General features: G+C 73.2%; 12 protein-coding genes. All 12 read right to left on the reverse strand.

Annotation, left to right across the window (positions count from 1 at the left end; all coding sequences use genetic code 11):
- Positions 1 to 221 precede the first annotated feature (221 nt).
- The 12 genes from ASF49_RS23580 to ASF49_RS08885 all read right to left on the reverse strand — a co-directional run bounded on the left by ASF49_RS23580 (position 222) and on the right by ASF49_RS08885 (position 12,477).
- Positions 222 to 551: a hypothetical protein gene (locus ASF49_RS23580; RefSeq protein ID WP_156652945.1), complete on the reverse strand. Its 330-nt coding sequence runs from the start codon at positions 549 to 551 to the stop codon at positions 222 to 224.
- A 95-nt stretch (positions 552 to 646) separates the two neighbouring features.
- Entirely contained in the window at positions 647 to 1,624 is a 978-nt protein-coding gene (locus ASF49_RS08835) for a hypothetical protein (RefSeq protein WP_056470950.1), read from the reverse strand.
- 20 nt (positions 1,625 to 1,644) lie between these two features.
- Positions 1,645 to 2,592 carry a hypothetical protein gene (locus ASF49_RS08840; RefSeq protein ID WP_056470869.1) on the reverse strand — a complete coding sequence of 316 codons (948 nt, stop codon included), beginning with the start codon at positions 2,590 to 2,592 and terminating at the stop codon, positions 1,645 to 1,647.
- A 59-nt stretch (positions 2,593 to 2,651) separates the two neighbouring features.
- Complete coding sequence (locus ASF49_RS08845) at positions 2,652 to 3,500, reverse strand: OmpA family protein (RefSeq protein ID WP_082511041.1); 849 nt, start codon at positions 3,498 to 3,500, stop codon at positions 2,652 to 2,654.
- A gap of 118 nt (positions 3,501 to 3,618) precedes the next feature.
- On the reverse strand, positions 3,619 to 4,614 hold the full coding sequence (locus ASF49_RS08850) for a trypsin-like serine peptidase (RefSeq protein ID WP_056470872.1): 996 nt from the start codon (positions 4,612 to 4,614) through the stop codon (positions 3,619 to 3,621).
- Positions 4,615 to 4,697: 83 nt separating this feature from the next.
- Positions 4,698 to 5,804, reverse strand: coding sequence for a hypothetical protein (locus ASF49_RS08855; protein WP_056470876.1), 1,107 nt, complete (start codon positions 5,802 to 5,804; stop codon positions 4,698 to 4,700).
- Positions 5,805 to 5,817: 13 nt separating this feature from the next.
- Entirely contained in the window at positions 5,818 to 6,354 is a 537-nt protein-coding gene (locus tag ASF49_RS08860) for a hypothetical protein (RefSeq protein ID WP_056470879.1), read from the reverse strand.
- Complete coding sequence (locus ASF49_RS08865; protein ID WP_056470888.1) at positions 6,351 to 7,763, reverse strand: hypothetical protein; 1,413 nt, start codon at positions 7,761 to 7,763, stop codon at positions 6,351 to 6,353. Before ASF49_RS08865 ends, ASF49_RS08860 begins: the two co-directional genes overlap by 4 nt.
- Positions 7,764 to 7,935: 172 nt before the next feature.
- A complete protein-coding gene (locus tag ASF49_RS08870; RefSeq protein ID WP_056470891.1) occupies positions 7,936 to 8,433 on the reverse strand; it encodes a hypothetical protein in 498 nt (165 codons plus the stop codon).
- A gap of 44 nt (positions 8,434 to 8,477) precedes the next feature.
- Entirely contained in the window at positions 8,478 to 9,935 is a 1,458-nt protein-coding gene (locus ASF49_RS08875; protein WP_243214766.1) for a hypothetical protein, read from the reverse strand.
- Positions 9,932 to 12,043: a caspase family protein gene (locus ASF49_RS08880; protein ID WP_056470893.1), complete on the reverse strand. Its 2,112-nt coding sequence runs from the start codon at positions 12,041 to 12,043 to the stop codon at positions 9,932 to 9,934. Before ASF49_RS08880 ends, ASF49_RS08875 begins: the two co-directional genes overlap by 4 nt.
- A 176-nt stretch (positions 12,044 to 12,219) precedes the next feature.
- Positions 12,220 to 12,477, reverse strand: coding sequence for a hypothetical protein (locus tag ASF49_RS08885; RefSeq protein WP_056470896.1), 258 nt, complete (start codon positions 12,475 to 12,477; stop codon positions 12,220 to 12,222).
- Positions 12,478 to 12,641 lie beyond the last annotated feature (164 nt).

A 12,641-nucleotide genomic window follows, 5' to 3' on the forward strand; every position in this document is an offset into this window, starting at 1 on the left:
GACGACCAGGCCCGGAGGAGCGCCCGTGCACCGCTGACCATCCGGCCGAATCCGGTCAGCGCGAACAGGGGCAGGAGCGGGACGGTGAGCCATCCCACGGTGACCAGGAAGCGGAGCAGTCGGACCAGGCTCCCGATCCGGCGGGGACGCCCGGCGGGCGCTTGCCCCCGTGCGTCATGGGACCATCTCCGCATCGTCACGGCGCATCGCTCCGGCCCGGGTCACCGCGTGCCGCGCGGGCCGTCCGCGCAGCGTCGCCAGACCCGCTGGTAGCCGGCATCGCCAGGTCGCCCGTAGCACCAGCCTCCTGCGACGAGCCTTCGGTCGAGGGCGTAGCGCCGCTCGCAGGCCTCCTGCGTACGCGGATCGTCGCCGCGCCCGCCCCGGCAGGCGGAATTGAGGGCCGCCCAGTCCTGCAGAAGCGCAGGCGGTGCGTCGGCGGCCTGCCAGGCCTGGGCGTCCGGAGCGGCGAGGGGGACAGGACAGAGGAAGAGGAGCGCCGGGGCTGATCGCGTGACGCAACGGAAGGCACCCGGTGCGGCGAGCGGCAAGGGTCCGCGGCGCGATCCGGTCGTCGGTCCGGGTCCGCACTGTCCCGGAGCTCCGCACCCCGGCATGGCGGCGGTCGGGAGGAGACCCAGGCGCTTCATGGTGCGCCCGCCTGCCCGCCGCGCGGCGCCACCGAGGCGGCGATGCGCTCGGCCCGCGCGAGAATGTCCGGCCGGTCGGCGCCCGCAAGACCGATGACGCGCAGGTAGCCAGCCTCCGCGAACCGGATCGTCTGGATGACGCCGACCTCCCGGCCCGAGCGCACGTCCTTGCCGGTCCCACGCAGGCGGATGACGACCGCTCCGTCGCGGGTCGCGCGGTCCTCGTCCGCGACTACGATGTCCCGAACCTCGCGGATGGTGCCCAGCGCCTTGCGGGCGAAGGCGCTCTCCTGTCCGGGTGCGACCGGAACCTGCCCCAGGGCCGGTGCGACGATGACCAGGGCCTGGGTTCCCTCGGGATCGACGTCCTTGGGGCCGTCGGTGAGGAGGAGGGCATTGCCCATCAGCGTGCGGACGGGACGGAAGCCCGCGCGGTCGCCGACCGTATAGGGCAAGGCCGCGATCTGGTCGTCGACGCTGCCGGGCGAGCGAAACGCGATTGTCTCCAGGGCCGCCTCGACCGCCCGGTCCGGCACCTCTCGGCGTGCCGATTCCGGAACCTGCACGGTGACCAGGCCGGTGCCGGCCCCACCGCGGACCACCGCGACCCACTTGGCGTAGGTGACCCCGTTGGCCGCCTGGCTGCCACGCAGGACCTGGCCCTCGCCCCCCGCCACGGGCAGCCCTTCGCTGCCGCCCTCGGCGCGAAAGCCCTTGGCGCGGAGGGCGTCCGGCGTGAACGTGGCCACGAGTTGTCCGTAGGCCTCGGCCGGCATCTCGACGATGACGATCGACGCGCCTGAGCGATGCTCGAAGCCCGCGAAGGTCTTGGCGAGCACCATGCCGGGGGGCGGTACGAGGCCGACCGCCCCGGCGGGCGGGAAGATCGGCTCGGCGGCCCGGGCTGGGACTGCGAGGAGGCCCAGAAGCGTCAACAGGCGCAGGGCCGCGCGGCGGGAGCGCATCAAGGTCATGGGACGGTCCTCCGAGCGCATCAGCGCGTCGCGACGCGGTTGATCACGAAGGTGTTGCCGGAGAACTGGACCTGGCCGGGCGCGCTCATGTGGTCGAGCATCAGGCGCAGGTTGCGGCCGAGCCGGGCTGAATCCGCGCGGGTTTCGTACCAGTACTCGGCGCTGGCGCTTCCGGCCCGGACCGGGCGGTGATGCTCGTAGCAGCGGAAGGCCGCCATGTACTCCTCGGCCGCCTGGACCTCCTGCGCCGAGAAGCCAGTAAGCTTGACCGTGTAGGCCGTCGGCAGGCCGCCGCAGGCCTCCCCGCTGGGGCCAGCCGCGACGGCGCCGCCCGCCGGGGACGCGACGCCCGGCAGGGTCGCGCCCGCATCGGCGCCGCGGCGCGTGGCGATGACCCCGTCGAGCTTCGCCGTCAGCGCCGAGGCGACGTCGGCAGCGATCGCCTTCGCCTCGGCGCCGACCCGCTCCAGGAGGCATTCGCGGTCGCAGCCCTGGGGCAGGGGCGGCAACTGGACCCCGGCCACCTCGAAGGCACCGAGCGACTGGCCGGTGCGCACGTTGAGCAGGCGGCCCGGGATGCGCACCTCGGGCCGCACGATGTCGGAATAGGCCGATTTCGCGGCCGAGGCGTAGATCTGAAACACCGCCACCACGTCGAGCGGCGGGTTCTGCACGGCGCGGGCGACCTCGATCAGCTCTGCGTCGCGGCGGCGCACGCGGTTGGGCTGCGTGAACCCCATCGCCACGGCGGTCTCGTCGTAGACGTTGTAGCCGCGCAGGTTCATCGTCTCGGAGAGCTCGGTGATCACCCGCTGGAAGATGCGGTTGCCGCGCGGCACCGAATCCTCGTCGGCATCCTCGCCCATCACCACGACATTGGGCCTCGGCTGAGCTTGCGCAGGGACGAGGAGGCCGGACAGGAACGCGGCGGCGAGGGCGGTACAGAGCACCGTGGCACGAAAGGGCATCGTCTCTCTCCTGAAACGCGAAGGTCTGGAACCGGGCGAGCCGGATTGCGGATGGCGGATCACGGGGCGCAGCGCAGCCCGGTCGGCGCGGCCTCGAAATCATCGAGGTCGAGGTCGACCCGCAGGCGCGGATCGGGGAGGGGACCGCCGCACGCCGTCTCCGCCACGGGCACGACGAAGCGCAGCGCGCCGGTGCGGGCCGGTGCGATCAGGCTCACCTCGACGCGGCGGTTCACCCGCGACAGGGGGGCGGCCGGGTTCCTCGGCCGGCTCGGGCCCCAGCCATGGACCCGCAGGCGCTCCGGCGCGATGCCGTAGGTCTCGACGAGGTGTGCCTTCACCGCGCGGGCCCGGGCCAGGGAGAGGCGGCGATTGTGCAGGGGGGCGCCCGCCGCGTCGGTATGGCCGGCGATGAGGAAGCCGTGGCCGGCGAGATCGGGGGCGCGGAGCGCCTGCCCCAGGGGTTCGAGCTGGATGCGGGCCTCGGGCGTCAGCCGGGCGCTGTCGTAGGCGAAGAAGACGGTGAGATCGACGGAGCGCGCCGCGACGACGCGCAGGGCCGGCCCGCCGTCATCGGGCGCCAGGGTCTGGGCCGGGGCGCCGGGATTGCCGTCGGCGAAGGGAGCCAGGGAGCGGATGATCGCGGTCGCATCGGGATTGCGCGCCTGCCCTTCCGACCGCTCGGTGGCCTCGTCGCGCGAGACCGGTACCTCCGGCCTGACGCCCGGCACCTCCGTCAGGGGGTTGGCGCGCGCCGCCTGGGCCAGCATGGCGGCGAGTCCAAGGGCGAGGATGAGGCCTGAGCGACCGATGCGGGTCTGGGCGGCACGCCCCAGGGCGACGGTCCCGGTGCTCCGCGCGATGTCTGACGGCGCGGGGCCGCGCGCGCGCGCTTGGTCGATCCGCATGGGTCGGTTCTCCTCGACGTTCCGGGCCTTGCTCCGGCCCCCACACCCTGTCCCTGGACGGTCCAGAGCGACTTTCGTCGCCCGGCCCAGCCTGTTGCATGGATTTTCTCGGATCGCTTCAGCGGCCGCGCAGGATCGCGTTCATCCGGCCGGGATCGAGGGGGGCGTCCACGGCGGCAGCGGGCGCCGGAGTGGAGGCCGACGGGCGCGGCGGGTCTGCGGCAGCCGCGGCGGCGGTCGGACGGCCCTGCGCGGCGGCGATCTCGGCCAGGATGCGGCTCTTGGCCAGAATCGCCGTGAGGCGCGTGGCGCTGTTGAAGCTCGACGGGTCCTTCGGATCGAGGCCGCCCTCCTTGTGCAGGGCGACGCCCGCCACGGAGGCGTCGAACATCAGCGAGCCGGAGGAGCCCCCGAGGGTGTCGCAGCGGTGGCGCAGGTCGGGGCCCGCGCCCTGCTCCTTCACGGCGAAGCAGCGGAAGCGGCTCATCACCTTGGGCCGGCCCAGGGGATGATGGATCACGAGCATGGACCGGTTGCCCGGAACCGCTTCGCCCGAGAGCCGGGCGCTGCCGTAGGTGGCTGTCGGGTTGCCGGCGGCGCGGGCGAGGGCGAAATCGAGGGGTGCGTCGAACTCCACCGGCTTCGGATCGATCTCGAAGCGCCGCGAGCCCTGGCCGTCGAGAGTCAGGTAATCCATCAGGATCGACGCCTTGACCGGAGTCAGGTCGCCCGATTGCGGCAGGCAGTGGTGGTTCGTCAGCACGTAATCGCCGGGCAGGAGCGTGCCCGTGCAGGAGGCCCCAACCTGCTGGCCGCTGCGATTGTTGCGCAGGACGATGTCCACCCGGCCGATGGGTCGGGCCAGGGCCGCGAGCCCGTCCTTCGGGTCCAGCTCCGCGATCGGCTCGAAGGCGCCCTTGTTGCGGTCGACGTAGGCAGCGGCATCGCCGGTGGTCTGGCGCAGGGGCAACTGGGCCCGGCCGTAATCGGCGGGGTCGAACCCGACGCTCTGCGCCCAAGCGCCGTCGGCGGCACACAGGGCGACGACGAGGCAGGCTCCTCGCAGGCAGATTTCCCCCAGGTTCGAGCGGCGTATCCGGTGGCGTGCGGCCATCGCTGTCCTCCTCTCGGCGCCGGGGTTATGCCCGGCGCTCGGCGCTGCGTCAAAAAGCAGCCGTTCCAATCGGAGGCCAAAGCTCACCGCACCAGGGCGTGCTCATATCGTTCCGACGACCCGGCGGCGCCCGCATCTGGAATGGCCTGGACCGCGTAGACGAGGTTCTGGCGCGCGCCCTCGCGCAGAAAGTAGGCCTGGGCTCCATCGGGCAGCCGGGTCGGTGGCAGCGTGGCGGCGGCCAGGGTAGGGTCGACCGCGAGGCGCGCACCGGTGCGCCCGGGGCGGAAGGCGAGGCCGCACAGGTCCGGCGCGAGGCGGCTCGCGCGCAGCTTTCCGAGCGCTTCGGCCGGAATGGGGCGCCGCTCCGGCGGATCCGCTCCGAAGGCGACCCGCCGGCAGGACGAGCCCGCCGGCGCGACGAGTTCCTCCGCCAGGATGGCGGGCGGGGCCACGTTGGCGTTCATGGTGACGGCCGACGACGTCTCCGCCCCGCGCGGAACAGCCAGGGGCGCGAGGGCGAGCCCGACGGCGACGAGGGCGGCAAGCCCCGCGAGGCCGGCGGCGAGCGCCCGGCGGTGAACGCGCCGTCCGACCGGGGCCGACACCGCCGGAGGCGCGAGGGCGGCGAGGGCCGCGATCACGGACCCGGAAGGCAGGATCACGGGCGGACGTGAGCGCCCGAGTTCGCGCAGGGTCCGCTCGGCCTCCGCCGCCTCCGGGCCGGCCGGGAGCAGGACGACGAGCTCGGCCCGCCCCGCCCGCGCCAGGAGATCGCGGGAGCGCTCGATCTTGTCGACAAGGGCGTAGGCGCCGGGGAGGATGGCGAGGTCGAGATCGACCGCGCCGGTCGCCCAGACCACGATCTCGGCCTCGGCGGGGTCGGGGGTCAGCGCGTGCCCCCGTGCCAGGAGCCCGTGTGCGAGGCAGACCGGCGCTTCCCAGGAGCGTCCGGCCTCGAAGGAGCCGCTGAGCCGCAGTTCGTAGGGGCCGGAATCCAGCCCGGCCAGACGCGACAGCGGTCCGCCCTCGGCCGAGAGTCGCGCGTAGTCGCCCGACCAGGGCAAGGGTCGGTAATCGCCCGCCGCGAAGGCCGCGGACATCGGCAAGCCGGGCCGGGCCTTCAGGGTTTGTAGGATCAGCGGGCCGCCCGTCGTCGGGACCACCACCAGGATCGAGGCCGGCCTCATGCCGGGCGCGCCGTCACAGCAGGAAGACCGCGCAGGCCGGATCCTGGAGCATGTCCCCGAGGCGGGACGCCTCCGGCACGGCCGGATCGAGGGCGAGGAGGATCACGCCGTTGACGGGGGGCGGCAGCGCCAGGCGCCGGGTCTCGTCGCCGAGGATCGCCTCGATGAGGCGGGGCGGCCGGATGCCGACGGTCTGCACGATCAGCAGCGGCGGCGCATCCTCCGTCCCGGCGAGGATCTGCAGGGCGAAGGGTCCGATGCGGCGCGACGAGACCGGTCCGTGTGCGGCGGCGATCGCGAGGGGGGCGTGCGCCAGAGCCTGACCGGCCAGCAGGGCGCGATAGCGCCGCGCCGTCTCCGGATCGGTCCGGATCGCCCGGACCAACGCCAGGTCGACCGGGGCGCCCGGCTCGCGCAGGACATGGGTCCAGAGGGCGGCGGCACTCGGGCGGACGGCATCCGAGGCCGTGCGCAGCAAGCCGCGCGCTGCGTGGATCTCGGCGAGGAGCCGGGCCGCCTCGTCGCTCACGGGCTCACCTTCGGGGCTCATGCCGCGGCCTCCGGCGCATAGGCGCGGGCAAAGGTGCGCGCGAAGACGTCCCGGTCAGACGCGAAGGCCGGTGCCAGCGGACGCTGCCGGGCGAGCGTCGCCACGGCTCGCTGCAGGCGTGCGACCTCCTCGGCGAGGCGCAGGAGCGCGGCGTCCGCGCGGGCGAAACCCGCCGTCAGCAGGTCTGGATCGTCGAAGCCGGCGCGCCGCACTCTGCGGATATCGGCCACGGCGGCGGCGAGGGCATCGCGCACCTCCGGGCCGAGGCCTTCAGCATCCGCCGGCACCCGCAGGGCCGCCGCGATGCGCAGCATCCGGTCGAGATGGGCCGCGAGTGATCCGACCCGCTCGGCCAGGGCCGGATAGGTCTCGGCCTCGGCGCAGGCGACCCGCTCGGCGATGTCGGGGCCGCCGCCCCCCCGGCGAAGGCGGTTGGCGAGACCGGACTGGACTCGCCCGAAGCTGGTCGCCCGGAGGGTCGTGAGAGGCCGGCTGCGGTGGAAGGGTTCCAGGCGCAGGAAATCTCCGAGATCGTCGCGCTCGGCGCCGGTCAGGATCTTGGGGCCGTCCACCAATCCAGCGAGGAGGTCGACCAGGGCCTCGGCGGGCTCGTCCGCCACGAGGTCGGCGAGCGAAGCGTCGAGGCGCTCCTCCCAACCCGCATGCGCCTCCAGGGACTCGGCCCCGGTGAGGCCGTCGAGGCCTCCGCGCAGGCTCGCAGCAGCTTCGAAGGTGACGAAGTGCTCGGCGATCGTCCGGAAGCCCGGCCGCTCGCCCCCCTCCATCTCGGCGCACCAGAAGGCCAGGATGTCGTCGTCCTCGAAATCGGTGCGCCCGCGCAGGTGGCCGAACAGGGCGCGGAAGCGCCGCTCCAGCGTTGCCAGGGGCAGGTGTTCGTTGCGGTAGGCGGCGAGGTGGCGCGCGAGGCGCTTGCCCAGGAAGGCTGCCGCCTCGCCGTCGGGCGCGGCGGCCAGGTCCCCGAACCAGCCGGAGACGGTGGCGAACTGGCCGAGATCCTCGGCCGTCAGCAGGAACTCGGCGAGCGCCAGCAGGCGCGAGAGCCCGGCCCAGGTGGTGCGCCAGCCGGCATCGCCCGTCAGCACCAGGCCGCGCGCGTCGAGGGCCGCTCCCTCCGCCCGCGCCGCGCCGAGGCGCGCCGCGATCAGTGCCGGCCTCGCCAGGCCGGGATCGAGCGCCAGGGAGACGAGGTCGCGCCCCTTCGTCGCGCCGGTGAGACGGGCGAGGGCCGCCAGCGCGTGGCCGAGGTCCCAGAGCGGCTTGTCGCGGTTCGGCCGCACGGCGCCGGTGACCACCCGCGCGAGCCAGGCTCGGTCCTCCCGGGACAGGTCGCGTCCCTCGCAGACGGCGGCGAGATCGGCCGCGCAGCGCTCGTCGTATCCGCCGGTCATGTGTCCGCCCGATCCTCTTCGCGCTGTTCCGGACGGGGTTATGGTTAGCGCCTGCAGGGACAAGCGTCACCCCGGACCGATCCGGCCGGAATTGCATCGCGCGACCCGGCCCCGCTGCTGGTTCGTGCCTCATCGTCTCTGCCGAACCGGTACCCGCCTCGGCGAACAATGTTCAGCGGCCGATGATGCGCGGTGCGACAGCCCGCACCAGCGCCGCGACATGGCCCGCGGCCACCTCCCCGCTGCCCGCGAGGGCGCGGATCGTCAGGAGGTCGCCGTCGCGCAGGATCACGGCAGTGGCCCCCGAGCCGGTTCCCATGGGATAGCTGGTGACCCAGCCGAGGGCCGGTGCCAGGGACAGGCCGGACAGGCGGCAGGCCGGGTTTCTCGCCCGGCACAGGCCTTCGAGTTGGTCGAGGGACGTCTGCCCCGAGCGCACCCGTTCCTCCGTCCCGTCGGTCTGGCGGCCGAGTTGCAGGTCGATCATCGGTGCGCCCTTGCAGTCCGGGCAGGACAGGATGAGCCGCCGGGGTTCGGCCCGCGCCAGGAAGCCGGTGCCGAGCGCCGCCCTGGCCTCGTCGGCCACGGTGGAGAGGTCGCGGACCGCGAAACCCTCGGCCTGGGCCTTCACGGCTACCAGGCACAGGAGGGCGAAGAGGAGGATACGCATGGGAGAATTCCAGTCTGTGTCGCCCGCGACGACGGCGTCGCGCCTCACCGCACCACGATCCGGGCTGCGGCCTCCGTCACGCCGGGTGTGGCCCGGATCCGGTCCACGAGGTCGAGCACGTCGGTGGGCGACAGCAGCGTCGCGTCGGAATCCGTACCCGGCGCGGCGGCGAGCCAGCGCGCGGCGAGTTCCGGCGGCAGACCCCCTTCGACTCCGAAGCAGGTGAAGAGATTCTCGAAAGGCTCGCCCGCGACGATCTCGTCGAGGCCGTAGCCGCGCGGGTAGCGCCGGACGTCACCCGCGGTCAGCGGGGCGGCGGAAGCGGCGTTGCCGCGCACCGGCAGGACGACGTAGGCCGTCTCGTCCGGGGCGACGACCCAGCAATACAGGTTCTGCCGCGCCTTGGAATCGATGCGCATCTCCAGGCGCTGTCCGGCCGTATAGGGTGTGGCGGTCGCCGAGACCGCGAGGCGCCCCCCGTCCGTGCGGGCGGTCGCCGCCAGGTGGTCGAGGAAGGGACGCGGGGTCGGATCGCAGCCGAGTCCCTCGACGCCGATGCGCCGGCGCCCGGTGGGCGCCAGGATCGCGCCGTCGCGCCGGAACTCCAACTCCATCCAGGCCCGGGGGGCGCCCCCCGCGTCGCGGTCCTGCAGGAAGCGCCCCCGGGCCGTCACCGGCCCTTCGCAGGCGGTTCCCGGGGGCCTTCGGCGGATATCGAGGCGCGCGCCCTTCAGCACGCGGTTGGCGCTGCGTGCCTCGGCGTCCAGCGCGATCGCGAGCCGGTCGGTGAGCACGCCCGCGCAGGTCGAGTGGCCGCCCTCGGCCACGAAGGGGCAGATCTCGACGGCGCCGGCCTGCGGCGCGGCCTGGGCGAAGGCGCGCACCGCCTGCTCCATGACCGCGTCGACATCGGCGACGCCCGGGCCGATCCGGACCGGGACGATGACGGGTTCGCTCGTCGCCTTGCAGGCCGCGCTCCGGGTGATCGCCTGGAGGCGGAACGCCACGGTCCCGCCGGCCCGCCGGGGCTCCACCAGGAACACGCTGGCATCGCCCGCGAAGGCGTCGCGGATCTGAGCCTCGGCCTCGGCGCCGGAGAGACCGGTCGTGCCTTCGCGCAGGGCCTTGATCCGGACCACGTCGGCGGCCGCCGCGAGGCGCACCCGTCCCGTGGCCTGGAGCCGGGTCTCGGCCGCGAGGCGGACCTCCTCGGCCTGTTCCCGCGACAGGACGGTCTGGCCGGGCTCGACGCCGACCACCGCCAGGGTGAGGCCGGACCGGCCGGCGCAGGCCGCCACGGCGTCGAGGAAGGGCGCCAGGGCAGCGGTGCCGGGATCGGCACGGACGGGGGTCGAGAGAAGCAGGAAGGCGCCCAGAAGTGCGAGCGGTCGGCCGAACCGCGCGGCCTTCCCTTTCCCCTCCGCGGGGCGGGGAAGATCGTGCGACGCCGCTCGCGCAAAGGGCGCAGGCAGGGCCGCGCGCTCGAACCGATCCGGGCTCATTCCGTCTCGTTCGCCTTGGCGTAGAGGTCGAGGGCGCGCACGAAGACCGGGTTGAAGCGGCCGTCGAGGGCGCCCGAATAGTAATCGGCCTCCTTGATGGCGCGCTGGACGGCGCGGATCGTCTCGGGCTTCAGCTTCTGAGCGCCGGTGTCCGTCGCCGAGACCGAGGCCGCGCCGAGTTCCCCGCGCTTCAGGGCCCGCAGCACCATGCCGGGGGCGCTGACCCCCGGGAAGTAGCGGCCGAAGCCGTTGTCGATCAGGGCCGCCATCGTGGCCATGGCGACGGGGTCGCCCTTGTCGGCGGCCTGCCGGAACAGGTCGAGGCCCTGGCGCAGGTCCTTCGGGAAGCCGTAGGCGCCGGTGGTGTAATGCGGCACGAGCTTCGAGATCGAAGCGACGTCGCCCCCCTCGACGGCGCGCTTGTAGAGCGCCACGGCCGCAGCCTCGTTCTTCGGGATGCCGTTGCCGTATTCCAGCATGCGAGCGGCGTTGGCGAGCGCGATCATGTTGCCCCCCTCGCCGGCCTGCCGATAGAGGCGGAACGCCTCGGCCTGCGAGCGCTTCACGCCCTGTCCGTTCTCGTAGAGGGTGGCGAGGTTGTTCATCGCCGAGATGCTGCCCGCCTTGGCCGCGCGCTCATAGGCGGCGAAGGCGTCCTTGTAGCGGTCGGCGCGATCGTGGGTGCGGCCGAGCTGATAGGCGAGGCGGCGCAGGTCGGGATGGGCCGCGCTGGCCGCCCGGCACGCCTCGGTGGCGGCCGAGGCTTCGATCCGGCCGAGCTTCACCCCCGTCACGCCCGGCGGCCGGTCGGGATCGTCGGTGCCGGCGGCGAGCTCGTCGCAGCGGCGCACGTTCGGGTCTCCCGAAGCCGCACCGGCTCCGGTGCCCCCGAGATATCCTTCCGCGAGGCCGCGATAGGCACAGACCTCAGCGCAGATCTCGAGGTAGTCGCGGTAGCGCTTGGCCGGGCCGAGGCGGGCCCAGTTCTCCTGGTCCCGGGTCGCCGCATCCCGGCGACGGTCGGTGAACAGCCGTTCCATCGCCCGTTCGCGATAGGCGCAGACCTCGCCGCAGGTGCCGACATAGCCCTCAAAGGCCTCGCGGGTGCCGAGGCCTTCGGCCCGGCGCCAAGCCGCCTCGTCACGGACCGAGGCCACTCCCTTGGCGATCGCCTCCACGGGCAGCGCCGCCTTCAGCACGATCGGGGCGTCGTCGATCTCCGGGACCTGCTCGCGCCCGGAGGTGCGCCGTGCGGCCTCCTCCACCTCGCGCCGCAGGTAGCGCTGCAGTTCGGGCCACGCGACCTGTCCGTCGCCGTCTCCCTGCTGGTCCGTCCCGTCGGCGAGGCCGGACACGCCCATCAGGAAGCGGCTGGTGAGGAGGCCGAGCCGGTTCGTCACGTCCCAGTTGGCCGGCGTCGCGCCGGAGGTGGCCACCAGCCGCACGATCCCGCTCTCGGACTTGGGACGGGCGGGCGCGAAGCCGGGCGCGGAAACCGCCAGCAGGCTCTCGCCCTTGCGGCCGGTCTCGCCGGTGAAGCAGGCATCCACCATCACGACGAGCTGTCGCTCGGATCCGATCTTGCGCTTCACGAGGTCGAGGTTGCGGTAGAGGGTCTCCAGGCTGTAGCCGCTCTCGCCCTGGTTGGGGTTGCCGTCCTCCGGAAGCAGGAACGGCTGGCGGGTGGCCAAATCCGGCACCCCGTGTCCCGAATAATAGACGAAGACGTTCGAGCGACCCTCGCGGACGCTACGCCAGAGGCGGCCCGATTGCGGGTTCCGCTCGGTCCCGAAGACCTGATTGAACTCGTTGAGGGTGGCGTCCTTCAGGACGAAGACGTTGCTCTCGCGATAGCCGAGCCGCTGGACGAGGTAGGCGCGCATGGCCTCGGCATCGTTGTGGGCGTAATCCACCGGTACCGTCTGCTTGTAGCTGCGGTTGCCGATCACGACCGCGACGGAATCCGCGTTGTCGGAGAAGACGGCCGGGTCGGGCGCGGCCCGGACCGGGCCGGGAGCGACGAGCCAGGGAGCGACCTGCGCCAGGATGGCGATGAGAAGGCGGCGGAAGCGCCGCTGTCTCGCCGGTACGGGGGCTTCTGGCCTCATGCGCTCGTCTCCCTGCGCCATAATGGGGGCGTAGGCTGGGGCTCTACCCGGCCGGACCTTGCGAAGGAATCCGGCCGGACCATGGCGTGCCGGGCACTCACCCGACAAGCAGCCCGACGACGAGGCTGAGCACGGCGAGGTGGATCGGCGAGAGGACCGTCAGCATCGCGCCGGCCCTACGGCAGGTAGAGGCCGCGGCCGCAGCGGCGCACCCGGCGCGCCTCGACGTAGCCGGTGTACCGGTTGAACACGTCGACTGTGCGATAGAGGCAGTACCGTCCGGAGTTGCGGCCGTCGTAGTAGACCCCGCCGTTGTCGAGATCGACGCCGAGGAATTCGGGGTTGCCCCCCGTGGCCCGGCCCGGCTCCTGCGCCTCCACGGAGCCGACGCCGCCCAGCAGGCCGGCAAGGGTGAGGATCGCGATCATGCGCATCTGACGTCTCCATCATCGAGCGGCGTCGGCCGCCCTCACGGCTCTCATGGGTGGGCCAGAGCCGTTTTCGCGGTCCATCGATCGGACACCTGCAAATTTCTCGTCGCGCCTCTTCGGAACGGGCACTCGGGGATCGCGACGTCATGACCGAGCGTGAGACCACT

This window comes from Methylobacterium sp. Leaf104 (genome assembly GCF_001422885.1).
Classification (GTDB): Bacteria; Pseudomonadota; Alphaproteobacteria; order Rhizobiales; family Beijerinckiaceae; genus Methylobacterium.

Coding starts and splice junctions, on each gene's coding strand:
- ASF49_RS08835 (WP_056470950.1), bottom strand. CDS start 1,624: ATGACCTTGATGCGCTCCCGCCGCGCGGCCCTGCGCCTGTTGACGCTT.
- ASF49_RS08840 (WP_056470869.1), bottom strand. CDS start 2,592: ATGCCCTTTCGTGCCACGGTGCTCTGTACCGCCCTCGCCGCCGCGTTC.
- ASF49_RS08845 (WP_082511041.1), bottom strand. CDS start 3,500: ATGCGGATCGACCAAGCGCGCGCGCGCGGCCCCGCGCCGTCAGACATC.
- ASF49_RS08850 (WP_056470872.1), bottom strand. CDS start 4,614: ATGGCCGCACGCCACCGGATACGCCGCTCGAACCTGGGGGAAATCTGC.
- ASF49_RS08855 (WP_056470876.1), bottom strand. CDS start 5,804: ATGAGGCCGGCCTCGATCCTGGTGGTGGTCCCGACGACGGGCGGCCCG.
- ASF49_RS08860 (WP_056470879.1), bottom strand. CDS start 6,354: ATGAGCCCCGAAGGTGAGCCCGTGAGCGACGAGGCGGCCCGGCTCCTC.
- ASF49_RS08865 (WP_056470888.1), bottom strand. CDS start 7,763: ATGACCGGCGGATACGACGAGCGCTGCGCGGCCGATCTCGCCGCCGTC.
- ASF49_RS08870 (WP_056470891.1), bottom strand. CDS start 8,433: ATGCGTATCCTCCTCTTCGCCCTCCTGTGCCTGGTAGCCGTGAAGGCC.
- ASF49_RS08875 (WP_243214766.1), bottom strand. CDS start 9,935: ATGAGCCCGGATCGGTTCGAGCGCGCGGCCCTGCCTGCGCCCTTTGCG.
- ASF49_RS08880 (WP_056470893.1), bottom strand. CDS start 12,043: ATGAGGCCAGAAGCCCCCGTACCGGCGAGACAGCGGCGCTTCCGCCGC.
- ASF49_RS08885 (WP_056470896.1), bottom strand. CDS start 12,477: ATGCGCATGATCGCGATCCTCACCCTTGCCGGCCTGCTGGGCGGCGTC.